Here is a 20,607-nt window from a genome sequence, read left to right on the forward strand (position 1 = left end):
CTCACCTTTCTAACGTTCAGCACCGCTGCCGCTACCCTCGATCACCCGGCGCTGCAAGAGGGTGACGGCCAGGATAATCAGGGTCAAAATCACTGCCAGCGCCGAGGCTTGCCCCATCTGGATGCGCGTGTCGCGGAATGCCCACTTGTAGATCAGGTAGGTAATGGTGGTGGTGCTATCCAGTGGCCCACCGGCGGTCATAACATAAATCTGGTCGAAGACCTGGAAGCAGCCGATAACCCCAACGGTCACCACGAAGAAGATCACCGGACGCAACATCGGGATAGTAATGTAGAAAAACTTCTGCAACCCATTGGCACCATCAATCTCGGCTGCCTCGTAGACTGCCAGCGGAATATCCTGTAGACCGGCCAGGAAGATCAGCATTAAGGTACCGCTGGTGGTAAAGATATTCATGCCCATAATCACGTAAAACGCGGTACGCGGATCGTCAAGCCAGTTGACCGTCAGGCCGGTAATCTGGTTAAAGATACCCTGTGGCGCGAAAATCCAGATGAAGATGAGTGAAATCACGACCGACGAAGTGACCGATGGCAGGTAAAAAATAGTTCGGAAAAAGCGTTGAAAGCGCAGGTTTTGATCCATCGCGAAGGCCAGTACCAGACTGAGAAAGGTCTGGATTGGCACTACAATCAGCACATATTTGAAGGTGTTGGGTAGTGCTTTGGTCAAAAAGAGTTCGTTTTCCAGCACCCGCTGATAACCCTCTATTCCCCACCAGCGCGGCGGTCGGAGCAGATTGTATTCGGTGAACGAGAGGTAGACCGCGTAGCCAAGCGAGATGAGACTGAAGATGACGAAAATGATCAACCAGGGCGAAATGAAGAGGTATCCGTTTAGGGCTTCCACAATTTTGCGGCGGTCAATTCTCGAACGCATTGTAATCCTCCCGTGCTCAGGTGGGGTGCAGCGACCGGAAAAACCGGCCGCTGCACATCTTAATTACCGCAATGCTTCTCGGATCGCATCCGCCGCCTGTTTCATTGCATCTGGAACGGGCTGATTTTCCTTGAAGATGCGCTCCAGCGCCTTCGACATCTGGTCATTCACATCTGAACCAGCCGCACCCCAGAAGAAGGGTCGTGCACCGAAGAACGAACCGTTGAAGATAGCAGCCGAGTTGGGATTGTTCTTCAGGTAGTCGCTATTCTGCAACGATTGCCGTGACGGCAGCGCAAACCCGCTTTCGAGCACCGTCTTCTGGCTGGCCTCGCTGGTCAGGAAGTTCACCACCTTCCAGGCTGCATCGGGGTTCTTGGTGTTGGCCGAGACACCCCAGGCGACGGTGAAGATCAGATTGCCTTCACCACCAGGGCCGGCGGGTGGCATGACCACGCCATACTTGGTGTTGGGGAACTGATCGCGCAGGTACGGGATCAGCCAGCCACCTTCGTAGACCATGGCGCACTGACCCTTGCCAAAGAGTGTGCCCTGCCAGCCTTCACCCAGATCCGAGGGCAGCGCACCAATGTTCTGCGTGCGGAACGAGGTGTAGAATTCGGCTGCCTTCACCGCTGGCTCGCTGTCGAGCATGGTGTCGCTGTAGTCACTGTTCATGACCATGCCACCGTTCTGGAAGACGAAGACCGGGAACCGACCTGGATCGGGTGGCGTGCAGAAGCCATAAATTGGACGGTTCGGATCACTCAAATCGGTGAGTGCTGCCGCTGCCTCACGCAGATCGTCCCATGTCCAGTCATCGGTCGGATAGGCAAGACCGGCTTTGTCGAAGAGGTCCTTGTTGTAGAACATACCAAGGGTGTTGAAGTCCTTCGGAATGCCGTAGGTCTTACCCTCGTAGGTGAACGCATCGATCAGTGAAGGGATGAAATCGTCGCGTGAGACGCCACTGCTTGCCATCAAGTCATCGAGTGGTAAGAGGGCATCATTTGCAGCCAGTTCCAGCCACCAGAAGATATCGACGTAGAAGATGTCTGGTTCGGTGCCGGACGCAATCGAGGTCAGCAATACCTGCTTGTAATCGCCGGTGATTGGCTCGTACTTCACAAGGATATCTGGATTTTCAACCGAGAAGCGATAGAGTAGCGACTCAAGCTGGGCAGTTTCAGCCGGGCTGGAAGCCCACCCCGACACTCGCACCTCGATCTTTTCTGCCGGGACAACGACCGTTTCGCGCACTGTCACCGTCTCACGCACTGTCACCGTCTCGCGGACGGTTTGCGGCTCCGGTGTTGGTTGCTGGGTAGTGGTCTGACCACAGGCACTCAACCCCAATGCCAGCACGGTCAGAATGATGAGGAATTTGATCAGACGATGCATACCTACTCCTTTCACCAATGAATAGAGAATTCAGCACTGATTAGATTGTGAAAAATGATGCGATTTCAGACCATTTTTTACCCTCCTCGCGTAGCACAATAACCCACTACCCGATCATCGCCAGCCGATGATCAGGAACGAACATTATCGATTGTTGTCAGGCAGAAGCGCGGATGATCAGGGATGGTGATAGTAAGATGTGATGTTGCTCGATTGGGCGTCCTTCTACTAGTGATACCAGCAGCTCAACGCATTTATGACCGGCCTCGGCAATCGGTTGGCGCACACTGGTGAGCGGAGGAAACAGGTATTGCACCATAGGTGCATCGTCAAAACCGATAATCGCCAGGTCGGTGCCAATCTCCAGACCGCATTCACGGGCTGCGGCCATTGCCCCAATTGCCATCGTGTCGTTAAGCGCCATAATTGCCGTCGGTCGTCGTTCGGGTGGCAACTCTAGCAGATGCAGGGTCATTGCCCGTCCAACCTCGAACGTTCCTTCCCCCCGTAACAGATAGCCTGGTTCGATATCAATCTCTGCGGCGCGCATAGCGTCAAGGTATCCCTGCAACCGGTCATTACCGACCCGTGATTCTTCCGGCCAGGCCAGGATAGCAATGCGCCGATGACCACGCCCGATCAGATACTCGATAGCCTGTCGCGTCCCGGCAGCGCCGTCAATATCTACCCAGGCAAAATCCCACTCCGGGTTAGAGCGACCGAAGGCGACGAAGGGAAATTTTTGTTTCAGTAAATATTGAATCCGCGGATCGTGATAATTCACACTCGAAAGAACAAATCCGTCTACATTGCCGCTTCGGATCAAATCGCGGTACGAGTCAATCTGCGATTTACCTTCGGAAAATGGAAATGGCAAAACGTAATAGCCAACCGCACTCGCTTCACGCACCATACTGCTCAGAAACTGGTCAAGAATGTGGTTGACCTGACCGGGTTCGGTTTGCGTCCACGAATACCCAATCATAAAGCTACGCCCGGCGCGCATGTTGCGCGCAATGCGGTTTGGCCGATAGCCTAATTCCTGAACTGCCGCCTGAATCCGCTCCATCGTTTCGGGCGCGACCTGCATATCGCCGTTCAGCACCTTAGACACAGTTTGATAACTGACACCGGCGCGCGCCGCTACATCTTTGAGCGTGACTTTCGAGGCTGTCATAGGCATCACAAGTTTCCTAGGCGAACGTTCGCTTTTATCATACACCCCACCTGGTGACTTGTCAAGAGGAAAAAGCGAACGTTCGCCTGGGAATTATCTGGCGAACCAGGGTGTGACGATGGTTTGCATCCCGCCGTGTGATTGTTCCCGGTGGATGAGTGCGCCGTGTGGTTTCGCTTCAGCGCATGGTCATAGCACGCTATCCACCGATCACGCCGATACCGCTCTTGAACGTGGGTACGCAGTATCAGTGTTGCTGTTGCACACGCCGTGGGACACACACCAGCGTGGGTCCTGGTTCCAGGCCGGGTTGCTTGATGCGCACGTCGTGGAATGCGGAAGTCACGCTGCCTTGCCGGCCATGCTCACGTGCAGGCGCGTGGTGGAGCGGTGCTCCTGCTGGCGATGACCATGCTCTACCGACGCCCGGCCAGAGGTCTATGCATTACCCACAACTGGAGTCAACCACGTGCGTATCAGCGGGGATCATCGCCATAGGTGCTGTTGTGGGCAACTGGCTCGGTGTGCGCAGCTCTAGCCGTGCTATCACGTGCTGGATGGGTTGCCTTACATGCACATCATGTGCGTGTCGCAGGGTTTGGAGTGCGGCAGCCATGCTGCCGCGCCAGCCGTGCTCACGATCCGGCGCGTGGTCCGCCGTTCCCCATCCTCGTCACGGCAAAGCCGGATGTGATCGTTTCGATCATCGAGTCGGTCAGGCATACATGCGATACCTGCGCGTAGAAGTTTAGTTGTACCAGATTCGTGCATGCGCACCAGCGATCACTGCCAGCACCTGACGGCGGTGGCGAGGATGCATCCACGCAGGCTGGAAGCCTGCGCCATGGGGAGCCGCCACTGGGAGCGCTTGCAGCCCGGCCTAACGCAGCGTGACATGTGGGTAATGCATAGGCCAGAGGTTGGGGGTGAGGGCATCCTGGTGTCGTCACCTGGCTCTATCTCCCCATGTGGCTGCTGGAATCCATACTTCCTTACGACGCCTGTCCCCGACGATATGCGGTATACTAAGGCTTGACATAGCAATACAAGGAGCACACGTATGCGCTACGCGCTCGAACGATTTATTAGCGATATTCAAGCGGCTATTGTCGCCACCGGCAAAGTACCGGCTGATCTGATTGAAATTACGACACCAAAACCAAACATTCCCGCTGATCGCACATTTGTGACCTTCAAAGCGGCAAAGGCACTCGGCGTCGATCCGGTGCGTCTGGCTGCCGATCTGGCAACGGCTATTGTTCCGCCACCCGATTCGCTGATTGGCGAGGTGACGGCTACCGGTGCTTTTCTGAATTTTACGCTCCACCCACAGCGATTGGCCGCAGCCGTGATGGCAGAGATTGAGACATACGGCGATGCCTACGGCTCTGTGGCCGATGGTGCTAACCGGACGGTGGTTATCGACTATTCATCACCCAACATCGCCAAGCGCATGCACGTCGGTCATATCCGCTCAACGATTATCGGGCAGGCGTTAGTGCATATTTTCCGCGCCCTCGGTTATCGCGTGATCGGTGATAATCACCTGGGTGATTGGGGGACGCAGTTTGGTATTATCCTGGCCGCCATGCAGCGCTATGGTCGCCCGCAGAACGAAGGTGAAGCGGCGATGGCCGAACTGGAGGCGCTGTACGCTCGCTACAACGCCGAGATGAAAGATAATCCGCCCCTTGAAGACGAAGCCCGGCGCTGGTCGCTGGCTCTGGAGCAGGGCGATCCAACTGCCCGTGAGCTGTGGCAGTGGTGCGTTGATCTGACGATGCGGGCAGCCCAGCGCAACTATGACCGGCTGGGTGTCCGTTTCGATTACGCCTATGGCGAGAGTTTCTACGAAGCGATGCTGCCTGGGGTGATCGAAGAAGCGCTTCAATCGGGCGCAGCGTTTCGTGATGTTGATGGGGCGGTTGTCGCCGAACTTGATAAGCTGCCCCGGTTTATTGTGCAGCGGAGCGATGGTGGTACTGTCTACATCACCCGTGATATTGCGACGATTAAATTTCGTTTGCAAGAGTTCAATCCCTCTCACATCATTTATGTGGTCGACGCCCGCCAGGAACTGCATTTTCGACAGCTCTTCGCGATTGTGCGGGCAATGGGTTATGCCCTCGATGTTGAATTGATCCATGTCCCATTTGGCGTTATTACCACTCCCGACGGTCAGCCCCTTTCCACCAAGAAAGGGAATATGGTCTACCTCGAATCACTGCTCGACGATGCTGTGGCCCGTGCCCGGGCACTAGTGGATGCAAAAAGCCCAACCCTGTCACCGGAAGAACGGGCACAGATCGCTGAGGCAGTGGGTATTGGGGCAGTGATTTACAACGACCTCTACCAGGACCCTCGCCGCAACATTACGCTCGATTGGGATCGCATGCTATCGATTGAAGGGAATAGTGCCGCGTATCTCCAGTATTCACACGCACGCTGCCGCTCGATTCTGCGCCGTGCCGCCGAAGAGGGTATGCTGAGCACTGAGGTCGATCCAGGGCTGCTCACCCATCCGAGCGAGCAACGTCTGGTTCGCCATCTGGCGCGCCTGCCTGAAGCGGTACGCGAAGCTGGTGCGCGCTACGCTCCCTTCGTGATTGCCGACTGGTGCTACACCACCGCTCGCGAGTTCGGTATCTTCTTCGAGCAGTGCCCGGTGTTGCGGGCTGAAACTCCAGCCTTGCGGGCAGCGCGTCTGCAATTGGTGTCGGCAACCGCCAATGCACTACGGAATGGACTGGCGTTACTGGGTATTCAGGCACCTGAACGGATGTAGGCAGGTTCTACGCTGGCGATCAGGTGTACGGGCAGGTGTTTGGAGAGTGCTCTTTGCTACGACATATCCAACCCTCGGGCAGAGCTTGAGGTGCGTATGACAGCAACTAATTTCAGCACAGAAAATCGAACCTACCGCCAGCTCTTGGGGAACGGGCTTACCTACCGTATACCGCCGTTCCAGCGCGACTATTCCTGGGGTGAGGAAGAGTGGGAAGATCTGTGGCTCGATATTCAGAGCACCCTCCCTGCCGATGGTGAACCTGCCCACTACATGGGCTATCTGGTACTCCAGACAGTTGACAATCGGGTGTTTGAGGTTATCGATGGTCAGCAGCGCCTCACCACCTTGAGTCTGATCGTTCTGGCGGCAATGCGCTTGCTCAAGCGTCTCATCAGCAGCGGTGTTGAGGCCGAGGCCAATCAGATTCGTCTGACGCAGTTACGGGCCAGTTATATCGGTTACCTCAATCCGGTAACACTTATGACGCAGAACAAGCTCTCACTCAACCGGCAGAACGATCCGTATTATCGAGATTATCTGGTTACGCTGACCGATCCGCTTCCGCAGCGTGGGTTTCCGGCTTCCACGTTGACGATGCGGAAAGCTTTTGAATGGTTTGAACGTCGTCTCAATGAATATACCAGAACCGATAGCGATCAAGGCCGTGCTTTGGCGCAGTTTATTGAGACGATGAGTGATAAGCTCTTCTTCACTGTCATCACGGTAGCCGATGAACTCAATGCGTACCGTGTTTTTGAGACCCTCAATGCCCGTGGTGTTCGTTTATCGGCGACCGATCTGCTCAAAAATTATCTCTTTTCCGTCCTGGCTCGCGGTCAACAGGCGACAGGTGAATTAGAAGAGTTGGAGCGCCGTTGGGAAAGACTGGTTGGTCGGTTAGGTAGTGAGAGCTTTCCAGATTTTCTTCGGATGCATTGGAACAGTCGGTATAGCTTTGCGCGCCAGTCTGAGCTGTTCAAGACGATCCGCAGCCGCATCCAGAGTCGTGAAGCGGTATTTACGCTGTTGCGCGAGATGGACGAGGATGTCGATACCTACCTTGCTCTCACCCAACCCGAGGGTTCAGATTGGCCTTCCGATTGGAAGATCTCGGCTCGCGAGCTTCGTCTTTTTTCGGTACGCCAGCCCTATCCGATGCTGATGGCGGCCAGACGCCGGTTTGCTGAACAGGATTTTGCCAGGTTGCTGCGAGCAACGGTCGTTATCTCGTTTCGTTACAATGTCATTGGTTCACGGCATCCAGGTGAACAGGAGCGACTATATCACGAAGTGGCGAAAAAGATTCACGAGGGAACGATAACGAATGTTCACCTTGCGTTGCAAGCCTTATATCCTATCTATCGTAGTGATGCTGCATTCCGGGCAGATTTTGCCGAGAAATCGATTAAAACCACCCAGAGTCGTAATGCGCGGATCGTGCGATATATCCTGAGCAAGCTCGAGCGGCAGGTTGGTGGGATCGAGTTTGATCAAGACTCCCCTGCGTATACCATTGAACATATTTTGCCGCAGTCACCCGATGCGGGATGGGATGCTTTTAGTGACCGCGATATAGACTCCTTCATCTATCGTTTGGGCAATATGACGATGCTTGAGAGTAGTCGCAATAAAGACGCCGCTAATAAACCATTTGCGCAGAAGCGAGCTATTTACAAGGATAGTCAGTTTCACCTCACGAAAAAACTGGCCGACGAAGAAGAGTGGACGCCAGAGCGCCTGGCTGCACGACAGCATGAGATGGCCAGGCTTGCCTCAGCAATCTGGCGCATCGATCTGTAGATGTTGTTTCACAAATCCATCCTTCTACAGCATCTCTCCCCTGCGCGTCTGGTTGTGCAAAATCCGGGTTGCCGCCTCTGCTCCTCACGCATCATCATGCCCATAACGAGCCAGTTTATCGGTCGTTACGAAGTGTGTACAGCTTCCGCGTAATTGCAAGGGTTCTGGCATGTCGTGGTATTGACAATCCGGCCGATTGACTGTTGGTCAATACTTGCGATATGCTCAACAAAGAGATAACTTCTGTTCTGAACTGAGATGGTTTGCGAGACGCCAATATGCTCGCACTGCTATCATGGAAAGGCTAAAGATGTTCTCCTTCAATACCATCCGCGCCGTTCTGTTCGATATGGACGGTGTGCTGTACCGGGGGCAGACGCCGTTGCCGGGAGTTTCCGATCTGTTCCAGTTTCTCACCGAACAGCAGATTGCCTTTGCCTGTGCCACCAACAATGCCTCAATGACACCGCAGCAATACGAGGCGAAGCTGGCAGCAATGGGGATTACGCTGCCGGCGGATCGGGTGATTACCTCGGCGCAGGCGACGGCTCGGTATCTGCGCGACCAGTACCCCGCCGGTACCCGCGTCTTTGTGGTTGGGATGCAAGGGCTACGTGAAGCGCTCTTCGCTGATGGCTACTTTGTCGAAGACGATCAATCCCCCGATCTGGTCGTGCAAGGGGCCGATTTTACGCTGACGTATGACCGCCTCAAGCGGGCAACGCTGCATATCCGGCGTGGTGCACGCTTCATTTCCACCAACCCCGACCGCACCTTTCCCAGCGAAGAGGGTCTCATTCCCGGCGCCGGTGCGGTTGCCGCAGCACTCAGTGCGGCAACCGATGTTACACCGCTCGTGATCGGCAAGCCGTCGCCAACCATGTTTCTCATTGGTGCCACCTTGCTTGGCGCAACGCCGGCGCAGACGCTGGTCGTGGGTGATCGGCTCGATACCGATATTGCCGGTGCAATCGCCGCAAACATGCCTTCTGTTTTGGTCTTGACCGGCGTCAGTACGCTGGCTGAAGCGACAACCGGCCCCATCCGCCCCGACCTGATTGTCGCCGATCTGCCCGAACTGCTCGAGCGCTGGCAGGCGAGTTTGCGCACATCTTGATATCAAGTCTGGTCGGCTCATGTTCAAACTCAGTGCAATGTAGTATATTCGCATGAGACCCGTCGTATCACAGGTGAGCCATGGCATTTCCGCTGAGTGACCTGTTCGATGAGGAACACAGTGAACAGTGGGTGATGGACTATTTCCATCCCAACGGTTTAACATGCCCAGGTTGTGGGCGTGGCGCCGACGCGGCACGTCGCTTTCGGCGCACCAGCCGGAGTAGAGTGACGGTCTATCGCTGTCGTTAGTGTCTCCGGGTGTACAACGTCTACACAGGAACGATCGTTCAAGGGAAGCAGCTTCGTCCGGCGCAGGTGATTCTGCTCGTGCGGGGGTATGCAAAGGAGAACTGTCGACGGTGCTGGCAATGGAAGTGGGGAGCAGCCGCACTACCGTCCACACCCTCCGGCGGGCGATGCAGCACAACGTCCACCAGCGGCAACCGGATAACCGGATACCCCACTGGACGATCAGTATACCGAAACCGACGAGCTGTTTCAGCATGCGGGGGAAAAACGAACGGTCTCATGTTTAAAAGTGGTGCAGCCGGTCAATCATTGGGGTTTACTGCGGCGCAAGAACACGTATGAATGTACCCTACTGCACCGAGTTTGGACATAAGTCAAACTGCTTACTCGTGACCTGGTTATTGCTGGACGGGCGATGGATATTCGCGTCTTTGACCATCTGATCATCGGTGATGGACGCTATTTCAGTTTTCCTGATAAGGAATGGATCGAGAAATATCAGCGACAGACCATTTTCTGAGGTTGTTCATGGATCCACAGCGTTTTCGTCAGAGTACTGCCGGGCAAGTCATCCGCGTTGGGGAGGGAGAGACAGCTTATTGGGCTTTTGTACCCCACCCCTTGCCTCCGCACCTGTTGGCAGACTGGGAGGTAACTGCTGTCCTTTCTGAGGCCGACCGTGCCATCAGTGAACTGGCCGGTCTTGGACGCAGCATTCCCAATCCCCATCTGCTCATTGGGCCGTTTGTGCGGCGTGAGGCAGTGCTTTCATCCCGCATTGAGGGGACACAGGCCGACCTGGCAGATTTGTACGCCTATGAGGCAGGACAATTGCCTTTGCCCGGCATGGAAGCACCGCCGGAGGCGGACATACGCGAGGTGCTCAACTATGTGAACGCTCTGGAATACGGTTTGAAGCGCCTGGAGACCCTGCCCGTCAGCCTGCGCCTAATGCGTGAATTGCACGAACGCCTTTTGGCCGGCGTGCGTGGCGAACGCGCCACACCGGGCGAATTTCGCCGCACCCAGAACTGGATCGGGTCGCCAGGATGTACGCTGAACGAAGCAACGTTTGTACCGCCGCCGGTGCCTCAAATGTACGAGTGCCTGGACGCGCTGGAAAAGTACCTGCACAGCCAGGATGTTTATCCGCCGTTGGTGCGCCTTGCCTTTGTCCATTATCAATTTGAAGCCATCCACCCCTTCGTGGATGGCAACGGACGCATTGGACGTCTCCTCATCTCGCTCTTGCTCGTCCAGTGGCAGTTGCTGCCGCTGCCGTTGCTGTACCTGAGCGCCTACCTGTATCGTTATCGGCAGGACTATTACGACTTGCTGTTGGGAGTGAGCGAGCGAGGCGACTGGCGTACCTGGCTGCTCTTTTTCCTTCGTGGTGTCGCCGGGCAGGCTCGGGACGCCGTTCAACGCACCCGCGAGTTGCAAGACTTACGAGAGGACTGGCATCGGCGGCTATCCCAGGCAAGAACCTCTGCGCTAACCTTGCGGCTGGTGGATGCACTTTTTGTCAGTCCAATTCTTACCATCCCGCAAGTCCAGCGGCTGTTGCAGGTAGGCTCATACCACAGTGCCAGAAAGACCGTGGAAAAATTGGTGAGCGCAGGGATTTTGCAGCAGGAGGGCGAGGTGACCTATGGGAAAGTGTATATTGCTGCTGAAATTCTACGCATCGTTCACAATCCGGCATGAGGCATTGGAGATGATTTGCACTGCATGGCCCAAAAGTGCAAATCTATGAAGGACAATTGCACTAAAGTTCAAGTCTATGCAGGAGTACTTAACCACAAGGATTATTGTGGATATAGCCGCTGGAGCGTGGTTCGGGCATCTGCGGTCGTGAAGCGCCAATTCACCGTCGCTCTGGCAGCATTCCGCACCTGTACCCAGGCTTCCACTTCTCGTCGTACACGCTCTCTGTCCGGTAACCGCCGATCCAGGCATTGGCGCACCAGAATGGAGAACTCAAGCTCTACCATCTTCAGCCAACTGCCGTGCTTTGGCGTGTAATGAAACTCCAGCGTTCGGGCAACCCGTCGGGCTTTCTCGGGTGGAAAGGTCCGGTACAAAGCTGACAGTGTATGGGTGTGTAGATTATCCAGCACCACCCAGATGACGTCGGTTTCTAGGAAGATGTCATTGACCAGCGATGTCATCTGGTAGGCAAATGCTGCACTGGTTCGGCGCTTGGTCACTGTGGCGTTCCGCCATCCTGTTCAAGGCTGGAACACCAGAACCAGGGTGCAAGTCCCGTTTCGTTCATAGTCATAATCCACTCGTCGGGGCAGCCCTGGTTCCATCGGCAGTGGCTCCCGCACATTGCTCCGCACCTGCACCGGCCGTTCATCCAACCACACGACCGGACACTTCGGGTCATCGGGCGCCGTATACGAGTCTAGCACATCTTCCATCCGCCACACGACATCTGCGGTCACCTGCGCACTGCACCAGTGCTTGTTCTGCCAGGGTTTAGGGTTTAATGTCGTTTTGTCTACCACCCGCCGAACCGTTTCGTTAGAGATAGAATCCACCACCCCAATTCCACCAGTTTGTCTGCTAGCAACTGCATTGTCCAGTGCGCTCGCCCTTCTGGCGAGTCACTACAGGCCAGCGCTACCAGACATACTTCCTGTTTTCCGTCCAATATGGGATGTCCTCCTGGACGAGGGCGCTCGGTCAAAGCAGTCGCCATCCCCGCTTCGGCGAACCGCCGGCGGATGTTCCGAATGGTTTGTGGAAACGTTCAGGGCATCGGTGATGACGTCGTCTGATTTCCCTTCCACCGAGAGCAACAGAATGCGGGCTAGGGTGAGCATTCGGGCTCTTGCTTCTCCTTTTCTGAGCAGGTCGTGCAACTATGTACGTTGTTCCTCGGTCAACTGAGCCAGGTGTTTCTTTGGCCTGGGTATGGTCTCCTTCTCTCCTGGGATTTGCAGAGAGGAGGAGACCCCAGAAATCACTGTGGTAAAGTACTAGCCGCCTCACTGCGCTGGAACCGGTTTCAGATCGAATCCTACCGGGAACTCCACTCGTTCTTCGTATAGGCACAGCACCGCGCAGGGTGCGGAGTCCATACTTCCGCACTCCCATGCCCGGTACCGGACGTATGTCGCCCCTGCGCATGTACTGTGATCGCTCGATACCGATTTGACACGAAACGACAAAAGCGTGAATATCATGCATGTCGTTTTGGCTTTACATAGAAGCGCCTGGTAGAAGCGTATGATTCAGCCGGCTATTGTGATCTACGACCGTACCCATGTCCTGGATCTGATCCGTACTCAGTCGCCAGAAACGATCCGTGGCCGTCTGCGGGCCGGCGATTTTGATACGGTGCTCGATCCCGATGGCCGTGCCCTGCTCGACGAATTATTGACCGCATGGATCCAACGTGCTCTTGGCCCACTCACCCTGCGCGATGCCATGCTCATCGATCCGTATCGCGCTCGCCAGGTGTATGGCTTGTTGTGCGCGTTGCATGTGCGGCAACGAGTTGCGATTCCGCTCGACCTTGCCGTGCATCTGCCGGCGGCGCCCGCCGATCTCGCGACTCTCCCGCCTCCACTTGCTACACGGCCTGATCTTGCCGCTCTGGCATCGCAAGCGGCCCAGGAAGGACTGACCCTGGCCTGGCAGGTGCAACCCTACGATTTTGCATCACCCGGTAATCTGCTCGAACTCGTTCCGCCTCCACCTCAGCCGTACCGCGACGAACTCGTCTTCGAGCAACCGACCGGCCTTCGTCGCCGGTTGGCAATCGCCCTCGCCTCGCTTGGAGTGGCATTGTTGATCGTGCCGTTGCTGTTCGGTCACATTCCCGACCATCCGGCGGGCTGGCCACTGGCATTGTTGACGCTGGCGCTGCTGGTTGGGATCAAAGCCGGTATCGCCGGCTATTTGGGCGCCCTGTGTATCTGGCTGGTTGCCAATCTGCCCGCCTTTCGCCACGGTACGTCGCCGGTTAATCTCTGGCCGGCGATCCCGCTGATGGTCGTTGGAATCTGGCTGCTTCGCCGTGATCGCCGTGTGCGCGCAATGTGGCGCTTTGTGCGTCGCCAGTTTCGGCGGCGATCCGACGCAACTGGAACAGATTGACTTCGGGTGGACAACCGAGGCGGAGCGGCAGGCCGCTGATCCCACGACTGACAAACAGGTGCATCGAACCAACCTGAAAATGTCCCATGTCGTAGCGCCATCCGTGGCGTGGCAGGCAGAGCGGCCCTAAACCAGGCAATCGCACGTGGCCGCCGTGGGTATGGCCGGAGAGCTGGAGATGAAAGCCGGCTGTGGCGGCTTCATCGGCAATATCGGGACAGTGAGCGAGCAGGATGCGGAAGTCGTGGGCTGGGGCGCCACCTACTGCCAATTCCAGATCGGGACTGCCATCCCAGTGGTCATCAACCCCGGCCAGCAACAGACGAGCGCCCTGACGCTCGATCAGGCGATGGCGGTTGATCAGCAACTGAATGCCGTGTTCGCGTAACATGGTCGCAATATGCGGCATCCCTTCCCAATAATCGTGATTGCCAGGTACGGCGTAAACCCCAAGCGGGGCATGCAATCGACGCAGCACATCAGGCAACCGACTGATCGCGGCGCGCGTTTGCACCAGATCGCCGGTCAATACAATGATTTCGGGCTGTGTCGCCAGCAGTTGATCAATCGCCTGATGCGCGTTTGTGAAACTGTAGCGATGACCAAGATGCAGATCACTCAACTGCCCGATAGTCAAACCATCCAACCCAGATGGCAGGTGCTCAAAAGACAGGTCTTTCACCGTCAGCCGGATCCGCCGGGGTTCGATGGTAAGGGCATAGCCTGCACTCATTGCACCTGCGCCCGCCAGCGCGAGCGTGATCGGTAATCCACCGTAGAAACCGGCTACACCCGCCAGGACGCTCCCGGCCAGCCCTGCCCCAATCCAGCGCGGTGAATAACGCAGGCGTGGTTGCCGATCTCGCTGCTTGCGAATTGATGGTAGCGTGGTTGTCATAGCACATCCTTGAGTCGACGACGAATCTGTCGTACAAAGAGGACGCAGGACAGGCATCTCTTGCATTGGCAGCCCATCCTGCGTACTCTCTCCCCCTCGCCATTGACAATATACCATTAAGATGAATAATACCTGAACAGAGTAACCAACCTGTTATCCGGTCACTCATCTCTCTCATCATTGTCAGCATGCGCCGCGGTATAATCGCTCTCACCGATAGATGGCGTCACTGCGGCGACGCGACGATTTCTTTACTACTACCATCACCGGTATGATATGATTGAGATACCTGTCAAAATCATGGTAAAGATACACAACATGCCGACCTTCAACGATGATGAGGTAACATCCGGGCGCTATGGATCTTAGTCATACTGCCATCCGCGATCACACGGCCTTTCTCGAACGGCTGCGATTGGTACCCGACCAGCCCGGCGTCTATCTCTGGAAAGACGCCAATGGCCGTCTGCTCTACGTGGGCAAGAGTAAACGGCTGCGCGACCGCATGCGTTCGTATTTCGGTTCACCGCGCAGCCTGAGCGGCAAAACCCGGCGGCTGGTTAGCCATATTGCCGATTTTGACATTATCGTCACTCAAAGTGAATTAGAGGCGTTGCTGCTCGAGATGAACCTGATTAAACAGCATCGCCCTCCGTATAATATTTTGCTCAAAGACGATAAGACCTATCCCTACATCAAGGTAACGGTCAACGAAGATTGGCCGCGTGTCTTCGCTACCCGTCAGGTGCTCAACGATGGCGCACGCTATTTTGGCCCCTACGCCAGTCCCGGTTCCGTCTATCAGGCGCTCGATGTTCTCAATCGGCTCTTTGCCTTTCGCCCGCCCTACGAGTGTAAAGACGACAAATTCAACCGTCACCGTAAACTGGGCAAGCCCTGCCTCTACTACCAGATGCGGCGCTGTCTAGGCCCATGTGTGCCCGGTCTGGTGACAAAAGAAGCCTATCGGCAGGCGATTGACGCCGTCTGTCGCTTCCTCGAAGGCAAGAGCGATCAAATCGTGCGCGAGTTACGTGCCCAGATGGAGCAGGCCGCTGAACAGCTTGAGTTCGAGCGTGCCGCATACCTGCGTGATCGCATTCAGGCTATCGAGAAGATTTCCGAACGCCAGCAGGTTTTACGCACGGTTGACACTGATCAAGATGTGATCGCGTTTGCCCGCGAAGAGGGCAGTGCGGTGGTGCAGGTGCTCTTCATCCGGGGCGGTAAACTTATCAATGCCGAACCGTTTACCCTCCAGGGCACCGAAGGCGAGAGTGATGAAGCGTTGCTGACCTCATTTCTCACTCAGTTTTACCAGGATGCCCCCAACATTCCACCCAACCTGTTACTGGCCGATCATGTTGAGGAGCCAATGATAATCGCGTCGTGGCTCCAACAGAAAAGCGGCCATCGGGTCGAAATTACGGTGCCCCGCCGGGGTGAGAAGCGACAACTGGTTGAGCTGGCTGCCAACAACGCACGTCAGAAGCTGCGCGAAATTCGCGAACAGTGGCTCAATTCCGAGCAACGTGCTGTTGCTGCGCTCAGCGAGTTGCGCGATCTGCTTGAGCTGCCCGCCCTGCCCCACCGCATTGAGTGCTACGATGTGTCGAATATTCAGGGACAACACTCAGTTGCCAGTATGGTGGTGTTCGAGCGCGGATCACCCCGTCCGGCCCATTACCGTCGCTTCAAGATCAAGACGGTGAGTGGCGCCAATGACGTTGCTTCGTTGCACGAAGTGATCAGCCGTCGTTTCCGGCGGGCGGCTGAGGCACTTGGCGAGACCCAAACCGTCACCGGGATGGTTGCCGATGACGACAATAAGACCTCTGAGACGGGCAATACCGATCAACAGGCCCTGGAGAGTTGGGCTGAGTTGCCCGATCTGCTGTTGGTTGACGGTGGGCAGGCGCAGGTTGCCGCTGCGTCGGCGGCCCTCCGCGACCTGGGATTTACCCAGATTCCGGTGGTTGGGGTTGCCAAAGGCCCTGATCGCAATCGTTTCGATCTGATTCGGCTCGATTGCGAGCCGCTAGTGCTGGCCCGTGATAGCAAAGCCCTGGCCCTGATCCAGCGGATTGATGAAGAGGCTCATCGTTTTGCCATAACCTATCACCGCAAGCTACGTAGCAAAGCGACCCTTCGTTCATCCCTGGAAGATATTCCCGGTATCGGCCCCAAACGGAAGCGTGCCCTGCTGAAGGCTTTTGGCTCTCTTGACGCCATTCGTCAGGCCAGTATCGATGAGCTTGCTGCCGTGCCGGGCATGACGCGCAAGGCTGCCGAAGAGCTGAAGAGTTTGCTGTAGTTGTCGGAGAAGAGCAATGTCAATTATCCATTCGCATATCCAACCCAACAGCCCCGATTTTCAGGCCAACTTTGCCTATCATCAGTCACTGGCTGCCGATCTCCGCGAACGCCTGGCCCAGATTCGCCAGGGTGGCGGTGCTGAACAGCGTCGTCGGCACGAAGAACGCGGCAAGCTCTTTGTGCGTGACCGGATTGATACATTGATCGATCCTGATAGTTCCTTTCTTGAGATCGGTGCGCTGGCTGCCTACAACGTCTACGATGAAGAGGTGCCTGCCGCCGGCATCGTTTGCGGGATTGGCCGCGTAGCCGGGCGCCCGGTGATGATTATCGCCAATGATGCCACTGTGAAGGGCGGCACCTATTTCCCACTGACGGTGAAAAAGCACCTCCGGGCCCAGGAGATTGCCCGCGAAAACCGCCTGCCCTGCATCTATCTGGTTGATAGTGGCGGAGCCTATCTCCCGCTGCAAAGCGAGGTCTTCCCCGACCGCGACCATTTCGGTCGCATCTTTTACAACCAGGCCCAGATGTCAGCCGAAGGCATTCCCCAAATTGCCTGTGTGATGGGCAGTTGTACCGCCGGTGGGGCTTACGTCCCGGCCATGAGTGATGAAGTCGTGATTGTGAAGGGCAATGGCACCATCTTTCTCGGTGGGCCACCGCTGGTCAAGGCAGCTACCGGCGAAGAGGTAACTGCTGAAGAACTGGGTGGGGCCGATGTTCATACCCGTATCTCTGGGGTGGCCGACTATTTTGCCAACGATGATCGCGAGGCGTTGGCGATTGTCCGCGACATCGTTGCCCATTTGGGGCCGCGCCAGCGAGCAAATTGGGAATTGCGTGATCCGGAGCCGCCGCGTTACGATCCACGGGAAATCTATGGCATCCTACCGCGCGATTTTCGCCAGAGCTACGATGTGCGCGAAGTAATTGCCCGGATTGTGGATGGCAGCCGCTTGCACGAATTCAAGACGCGCTACGGCACCACGCTGGTTTGCGGCTTTGCCCATATCGAGGGCTTCCCGGTTGGGATTCTCGCCAACAACGGCATTCTCTTCAGCGAAAGTGCTCTCAAGGGTGCTCATTTTATCGAGCTGTGTTGTGCGCGCAATATTCCACTTGTCTTCCTGCAAAACATCACCGGCTTTATGGTCGGCAAGCAGTATGAGAATGGCGGTATCGCGAAAGATGGCGCTAAATTGGTGACGGCTGTCAGTTGTGCGAATGTGCCAAAGTTTACCGTGATTATCGGCGGTAGCTTTGGTGCCGGTAATTATGGTATGTGCGGGCGCGCTTATCAGCCCCGCCAGCTCTGGATGTGGCCGAACGCGCGCATTAGCGTGATGGGTGGAACGCAGGCTGCGAATGTCCTCCTCACTATCCGACGTGACAATCTGCGTGCTCGTGGTCAGGACATGACCCCTGAAGAGCAAGAACGCTTCATGGCGCCGATTCTGGCTAAATATGAGCAGGAGGGGCATCCGTATTATGCCAGTGCCCGGCTCTGGGATGACGGAGTGATTGACCCGGTAGAGACGCGGCGCGTGCTGGCGTTGGGACTGGCGGCTGCCGCCGAAGCGCCGGTGCAACCGACCCGTTTCGGCGTCTTTCGCATGTAGGTCTGCCATGACACCTTTACGCATCGTGACCGGAATTGCCGTGATCTGGCTGATATTTGATCCGCAGCCGGTCGTTGGCTTTGTGGCCTACACCCTGATAGGTCTCCAGGTCATAGGCTGGTTCTGGCCACGCATTGCCCGTAACCAGATCACCTGGCAACGGTGTGCACCTCTGGCGCTGGCACCCGATGAGGTAGCCGAGGTCGAGATTCACGTGACCTACCGTGGCTGGTTGCCGTTACCATACCTGGTGGTGCGGGAGGACATTCCGGTTATGCTAGGTAATGTCCCCCGCCGGGAATGGGTGCTGAGCCTCTGGCCCGGCCAGAGGCATACCCTGCGCTACCCGATTCAATGCCGTCAGCGTGGTCTCTACTGGTTGGGGCCACTCAGCCTGCGGATTGGCTCGGTGTTTGAGCAGAATGAGATTCAGCTTACTGAACAGCAACCAACACCAATCACTGTCACCCCGGCAGTCGTTTCGTTGCGCTTGCTTCATCTGATCGCAGCTCTCCCTTACAGTCAGGAGCGCTATCACCTGAGTCTGTTCGAGGACGCTACTCAGAAAACTGGCGTTCGTACCTATCAGGTGGGCGATCCGCCGCGACGGATCGACTGGAAAACAAGCGCACGTCTCGGTGATCTTCAGGTACGTGAATTGACCCCTACCATTGCCCGTGAAACCCTGATCGTGCTGGCTTTTGCCGAGGCTGAGTATCCGGGGCGGTTTGCCTACGACAATCGTGAACGGGCAGTTGTTGCCACAGCTTCCCTGGCTTCCACGCTTATCCAGCGGCGTCAGGCAGTTGGCTTGTGCAGCAACGGCTACGATCCGTTACACCGCAAAGCTGGCATCACGTTGTTGCCTGCGACCGGCATTGAACATCTGCGCGAACTATTGGTTCGCCTCGGTCGGCTCGAACCGGCGACAGACGTGCCACTGATCGAAGAGGTAATAACGGGCGAGCCTATCCTACGTCCCGGCGCAACCCTGGTTCTGATCACCGGTGCCCTGAGCACCCAAATCCTGACGACTCTGGTGACTATCCGTCAACGTGCAATGAAAGTGGTATTGGTCCTGACCGATCCGTTTCTGAGCGATCTTCTCCAGGCCCAACAGTATGGTATCGTCACGTTGCAAATAGATCGTACAGGTGCGATTATTCCTTGTGCGTGAAAAGTAATAAACGCTGTCGTTTATGCCGGTGCAGTACATAATGAGGAGACATTGCTATGCTGCGCATTGCTGAAGAAGTTACCACTGCGCTCGAAGAAGGGCGGGCAGTGGTTGCGCTGGAGAGCACATTAATTAGCCACGGCCTTCCCTACCCCCACAACCTGGCCGTAGCGGAGGGTCTGGAAGCCGAAGTGCGTGCTGCGGGTGCGGTACCGGCGACTATCGGTCTGATCGAAGGAGTGCCGGTCATTGGTCTGAATGGCAATGAGCTGGAACGGCTGGCGGTTGGTGGTGATCGGGTGCGCAAGTTGAGTCGGCGTGATATTGGTGCGGCAATTGTCGATCACGCCGATGGCGCCACAACAGTGGCGGCAACGATGGCGCTCGCGGCTGCGGCTGGGATTGAGGTCTTCGCTACCGGTGGGATTGGCGGCGTTCATCGTGGCGCAACCCATAGCTGGGATGTGAGTGCCGATCTGACCGAATTGGGTCGTACACCTGTGCTGGTTGTGTGTGCTGGTGCGAAGGCAATCCTCGACCTGCCGGCGACGCTCGAATACCTGGAGACTCAGGGCGTACCGGTGGTTGGCTACCAGACGGTAGAATTCCCGGCCTTTTACACACCCCATAGCGGCCTGACAGTAGCGGCTGTGGCGGCTGATGCGCTGGCAGCCGCCCGAATGTGGCGTATTCAGCGCCGTTACCACACATTTGCTGCTCCTGGCGGTATGCTGCTCTGCGTCCCCCCACCAGAACGCCATGCCCTGGAACGAGAGGCTGTCGAAGCCGCGATTGGTCGGGCATTGGCTCGTGCTGAGGCAGAAGGTGTGCGTGGGCCGGCAGTCACGCCGTTTCTCCTGGCAGCAATGGCCGAAGAGACCAGCGGCGAGAGTATCGAGACTAACATCGCTTTGCTGCGAAACAATACCCGTGTAGCCGCTGAAGTTGCGGTTCGGATCAGTGAATTGGGTTGAAACCTGGGTGAACAAACCGTGTGCAAAGTACTTGACAAATTGCGTTATTGCTTTTATACTAACTATCGCTGTTATC

General features: G+C 56.3%; 13 protein-coding genes and 2 pseudogenes. 10 read left to right on the top strand and 5 right to left on the bottom strand.

Going from position 1 to position 20,607, the window contains the following annotated elements; translation table 11 throughout:
- Positions 1–9: 9 nt before the first annotated feature.
- The 3 genes from CAUR_RS10575 to CAUR_RS10585 form a co-directional block, all read right to left on the bottom strand.
- Complete coding sequence (locus CAUR_RS10575) at positions 10–900, bottom strand: carbohydrate ABC transporter permease (protein ID WP_012257890.1); 891 nt, start codon at positions 898–900, stop codon at positions 10–12.
- A 63-nt stretch (positions 901–963) separates the two neighbouring features.
- Positions 964–2,301, bottom strand: coding sequence for an ABC transporter substrate-binding protein (locus tag CAUR_RS10580; protein ID WP_012257891.1), 1,338 nt, complete (start codon positions 2,299–2,301; stop codon positions 964–966).
- A gap of 157 nt (positions 2,302–2,458) precedes the next feature.
- A complete protein-coding gene (locus CAUR_RS10585; RefSeq protein ID WP_242604906.1) occupies positions 2,459–3,478 on the bottom strand; it encodes a LacI family DNA-binding transcriptional regulator in 1,020 nt (339 codons plus the stop codon).
- A 1,060-nt stretch (positions 3,479–4,538) separates the two neighbouring features.
- On the opposite strand from CAUR_RS10585, the gene argS reads away from it, so the two are divergent.
- The 6 genes and pseudogenes from argS to CAUR_RS10615 all read left to right on the top strand — a co-directional run bounded on the left by argS (position 4,539) and on the right by CAUR_RS10615 (position 11,141).
- Complete coding sequence (argS, locus tag CAUR_RS10590; protein ID WP_012257893.1) at positions 4,539–6,263, top strand: arginine--tRNA ligase; 1,725 nt, start codon at positions 4,539–4,541, stop codon at positions 6,261–6,263.
- A 96-nt stretch (positions 6,264–6,359) separates the two neighbouring features.
- Positions 6,360–8,066 (top strand): DUF262 domain-containing protein, encoded by a 1,707-nt coding sequence (locus tag CAUR_RS10595; protein ID WP_012257894.1) that lies wholly within the window; start codon positions 6,360–6,362, stop codon positions 8,064–8,066.
- A gap of 310 nt (positions 8,067–8,376) precedes the next feature.
- The gene (locus CAUR_RS10600) at positions 8,377–9,183 is read left to right on the top strand and encodes an HAD-IIA family hydrolase (RefSeq protein ID WP_015909158.1); all 807 of its coding nucleotides are present in this window, start codon (positions 8,377–8,379) and stop codon (positions 9,181–9,183) included.
- A gap of 80 nt (positions 9,184–9,263) precedes the next feature.
- Positions 9,264–9,434 (top strand): hypothetical protein, encoded by a 171-nt coding sequence (locus tag CAUR_RS21550; RefSeq protein ID WP_015909159.1) that lies wholly within the window; start codon positions 9,264–9,266, stop codon positions 9,432–9,434.
- Between the two features lie 382 nt (positions 9,435–9,816).
- Positions 9,817–9,954 (top strand): annotated as a pseudogene (locus CAUR_RS10610) (JAB domain-containing protein); the annotation flags it as partial.
- Positions 9,955–9,962: 8 nt separating this feature from the next.
- Positions 9,963–11,141 carry a Fic family protein gene (locus CAUR_RS10615; protein WP_012257896.1) on the top strand — a complete coding sequence of 393 codons (1,179 nt, stop codon included), beginning with the start codon at positions 9,963–9,965 and terminating at the stop codon, positions 11,139–11,141.
- A 101-nt stretch (positions 11,142–11,242) separates the two neighbouring features.
- Here CAUR_RS10615 and CAUR_RS10620 read toward each other — a convergent pair.
- Together CAUR_RS10620 and CAUR_RS10625 are read right to left on the bottom strand one after the other, a co-directional pair.
- Positions 11,243–12,304, bottom strand: a pseudogene (locus tag CAUR_RS10620) (IS630 family transposase).
- A 1,106-nt stretch (positions 12,305–13,410) separates the two neighbouring features.
- Positions 13,411–14,442, bottom strand: a complete 1,032-nt coding sequence (locus CAUR_RS10625; protein ID WP_015909160.1) for a metallophosphoesterase — start codon at positions 14,440–14,442, stop codon at positions 13,411–13,413.
- Between the two features lie 358 nt (positions 14,443–14,800).
- On the opposite strand from CAUR_RS10625, the gene uvrC reads away from it, so the two are divergent.
- Genes uvrC through CAUR_RS10645 form a run of 4 tightly spaced genes read left to right on the top strand, consistent with a single transcriptional unit; the run spans position 14,801 to position 20,531 of the window.
- On the top strand, positions 14,801–16,756 hold the full coding sequence (gene uvrC / locus CAUR_RS10630) for an excinuclease ABC subunit UvrC (RefSeq protein WP_012257899.1): 1,956 nt from the start codon (positions 14,801–14,803) through the stop codon (positions 16,754–16,756).
- 16 nt (positions 16,757–16,772) lie between these two features.
- Positions 16,773–18,380 (top strand): propionyl-CoA carboxylase, encoded by a 1,608-nt coding sequence (locus tag CAUR_RS10635; RefSeq protein ID WP_012257900.1) that lies wholly within the window; start codon positions 16,773–16,775, stop codon positions 18,378–18,380.
- Positions 18,381–18,387: 7 nt separating this feature from the next.
- Positions 18,388–19,557, top strand: a complete 1,170-nt coding sequence (locus CAUR_RS10640) for a DUF58 domain-containing protein (RefSeq protein ID WP_012257901.1) — start codon at positions 18,388–18,390, stop codon at positions 19,555–19,557.
- Positions 19,558–19,613: 56 nt separating this feature from the next.
- Entirely contained in the window at positions 19,614–20,531 is a 918-nt protein-coding gene (locus CAUR_RS10645; protein ID WP_012257902.1) for a pseudouridine-5'-phosphate glycosidase, read from the top strand.
- The last annotated feature ends 76 nt before the right edge of the window (positions 20,532–20,607 follow it).

It is taken from the genome of Chloroflexus aurantiacus J-10-fl, from assembly GCF_000018865.1.
GTDB lineage: Bacteria > Chloroflexota > Chloroflexia > Chloroflexales > Chloroflexaceae > Chloroflexus > Chloroflexus aurantiacus.

What these genes read in the sequence shown, in the direction of transcription:
- CAUR_RS10575 (WP_012257890.1), bottom strand. Translation starts at nt 900, where the DNA reads ATGCGTTCGAGAATTGACCGCCGCAAAATTGTGGAAGCCCTAAACGGA.
- CAUR_RS10580 (WP_012257891.1), bottom strand. Translation starts at nt 2,301, where the DNA reads ATGCATCGTCTGATCAAATTCCTCATCATTCTGACCGTGCTGGCATTG.
- CAUR_RS10585 (WP_242604906.1), bottom strand. Translation starts at nt 3,478, where the DNA reads ATGACAGCCTCGAAAGTCACGCTCAAAGATGTAGCGGCGCGCGCCGGT.
- argS (WP_012257893.1), top strand. Translation starts at nt 4,539, where the DNA reads ATGCGCTACGCGCTCGAACGATTTATTAGCGATATTCAAGCGGCTATT.
- CAUR_RS10595 (WP_012257894.1), top strand. Translation starts at nt 6,360, where the DNA reads ATGACAGCAACTAATTTCAGCACAGAAAATCGAACCTACCGCCAGCTC.
- CAUR_RS10600 (WP_015909158.1), top strand. Translation starts at nt 8,377, where the DNA reads ATGTTCTCCTTCAATACCATCCGCGCCGTTCTGTTCGATATGGACGGT.
- CAUR_RS21550 (WP_015909159.1), top strand. Translation starts at nt 9,264, where the DNA reads ATGGCATTTCCGCTGAGTGACCTGTTCGATGAGGAACACAGTGAACAG.
- CAUR_RS10615 (WP_012257896.1), top strand. Translation starts at nt 9,963, where the DNA reads ATGGATCCACAGCGTTTTCGTCAGAGTACTGCCGGGCAAGTCATCCGC.
- CAUR_RS10625 (WP_015909160.1), bottom strand. Translation starts at nt 14,442, where the DNA reads ATGACAACCACGCTACCATCAATTCGCAAGCAGCGAGATCGGCAACCA.
- uvrC (WP_012257899.1), top strand. Translation starts at nt 14,801, where the DNA reads ATGGATCTTAGTCATACTGCCATCCGCGATCACACGGCCTTTCTCGAA.
- CAUR_RS10635 (WP_012257900.1), top strand. Translation starts at nt 16,773, where the DNA reads ATGTCAATTATCCATTCGCATATCCAACCCAACAGCCCCGATTTTCAG.
- CAUR_RS10640 (WP_012257901.1), top strand. Translation starts at nt 18,388, where the DNA reads ATGACACCTTTACGCATCGTGACCGGAATTGCCGTGATCTGGCTGATA.
- CAUR_RS10645 (WP_012257902.1), top strand. Translation starts at nt 19,614, where the DNA reads ATGCTGCGCATTGCTGAAGAAGTTACCACTGCGCTCGAAGAAGGGCGG.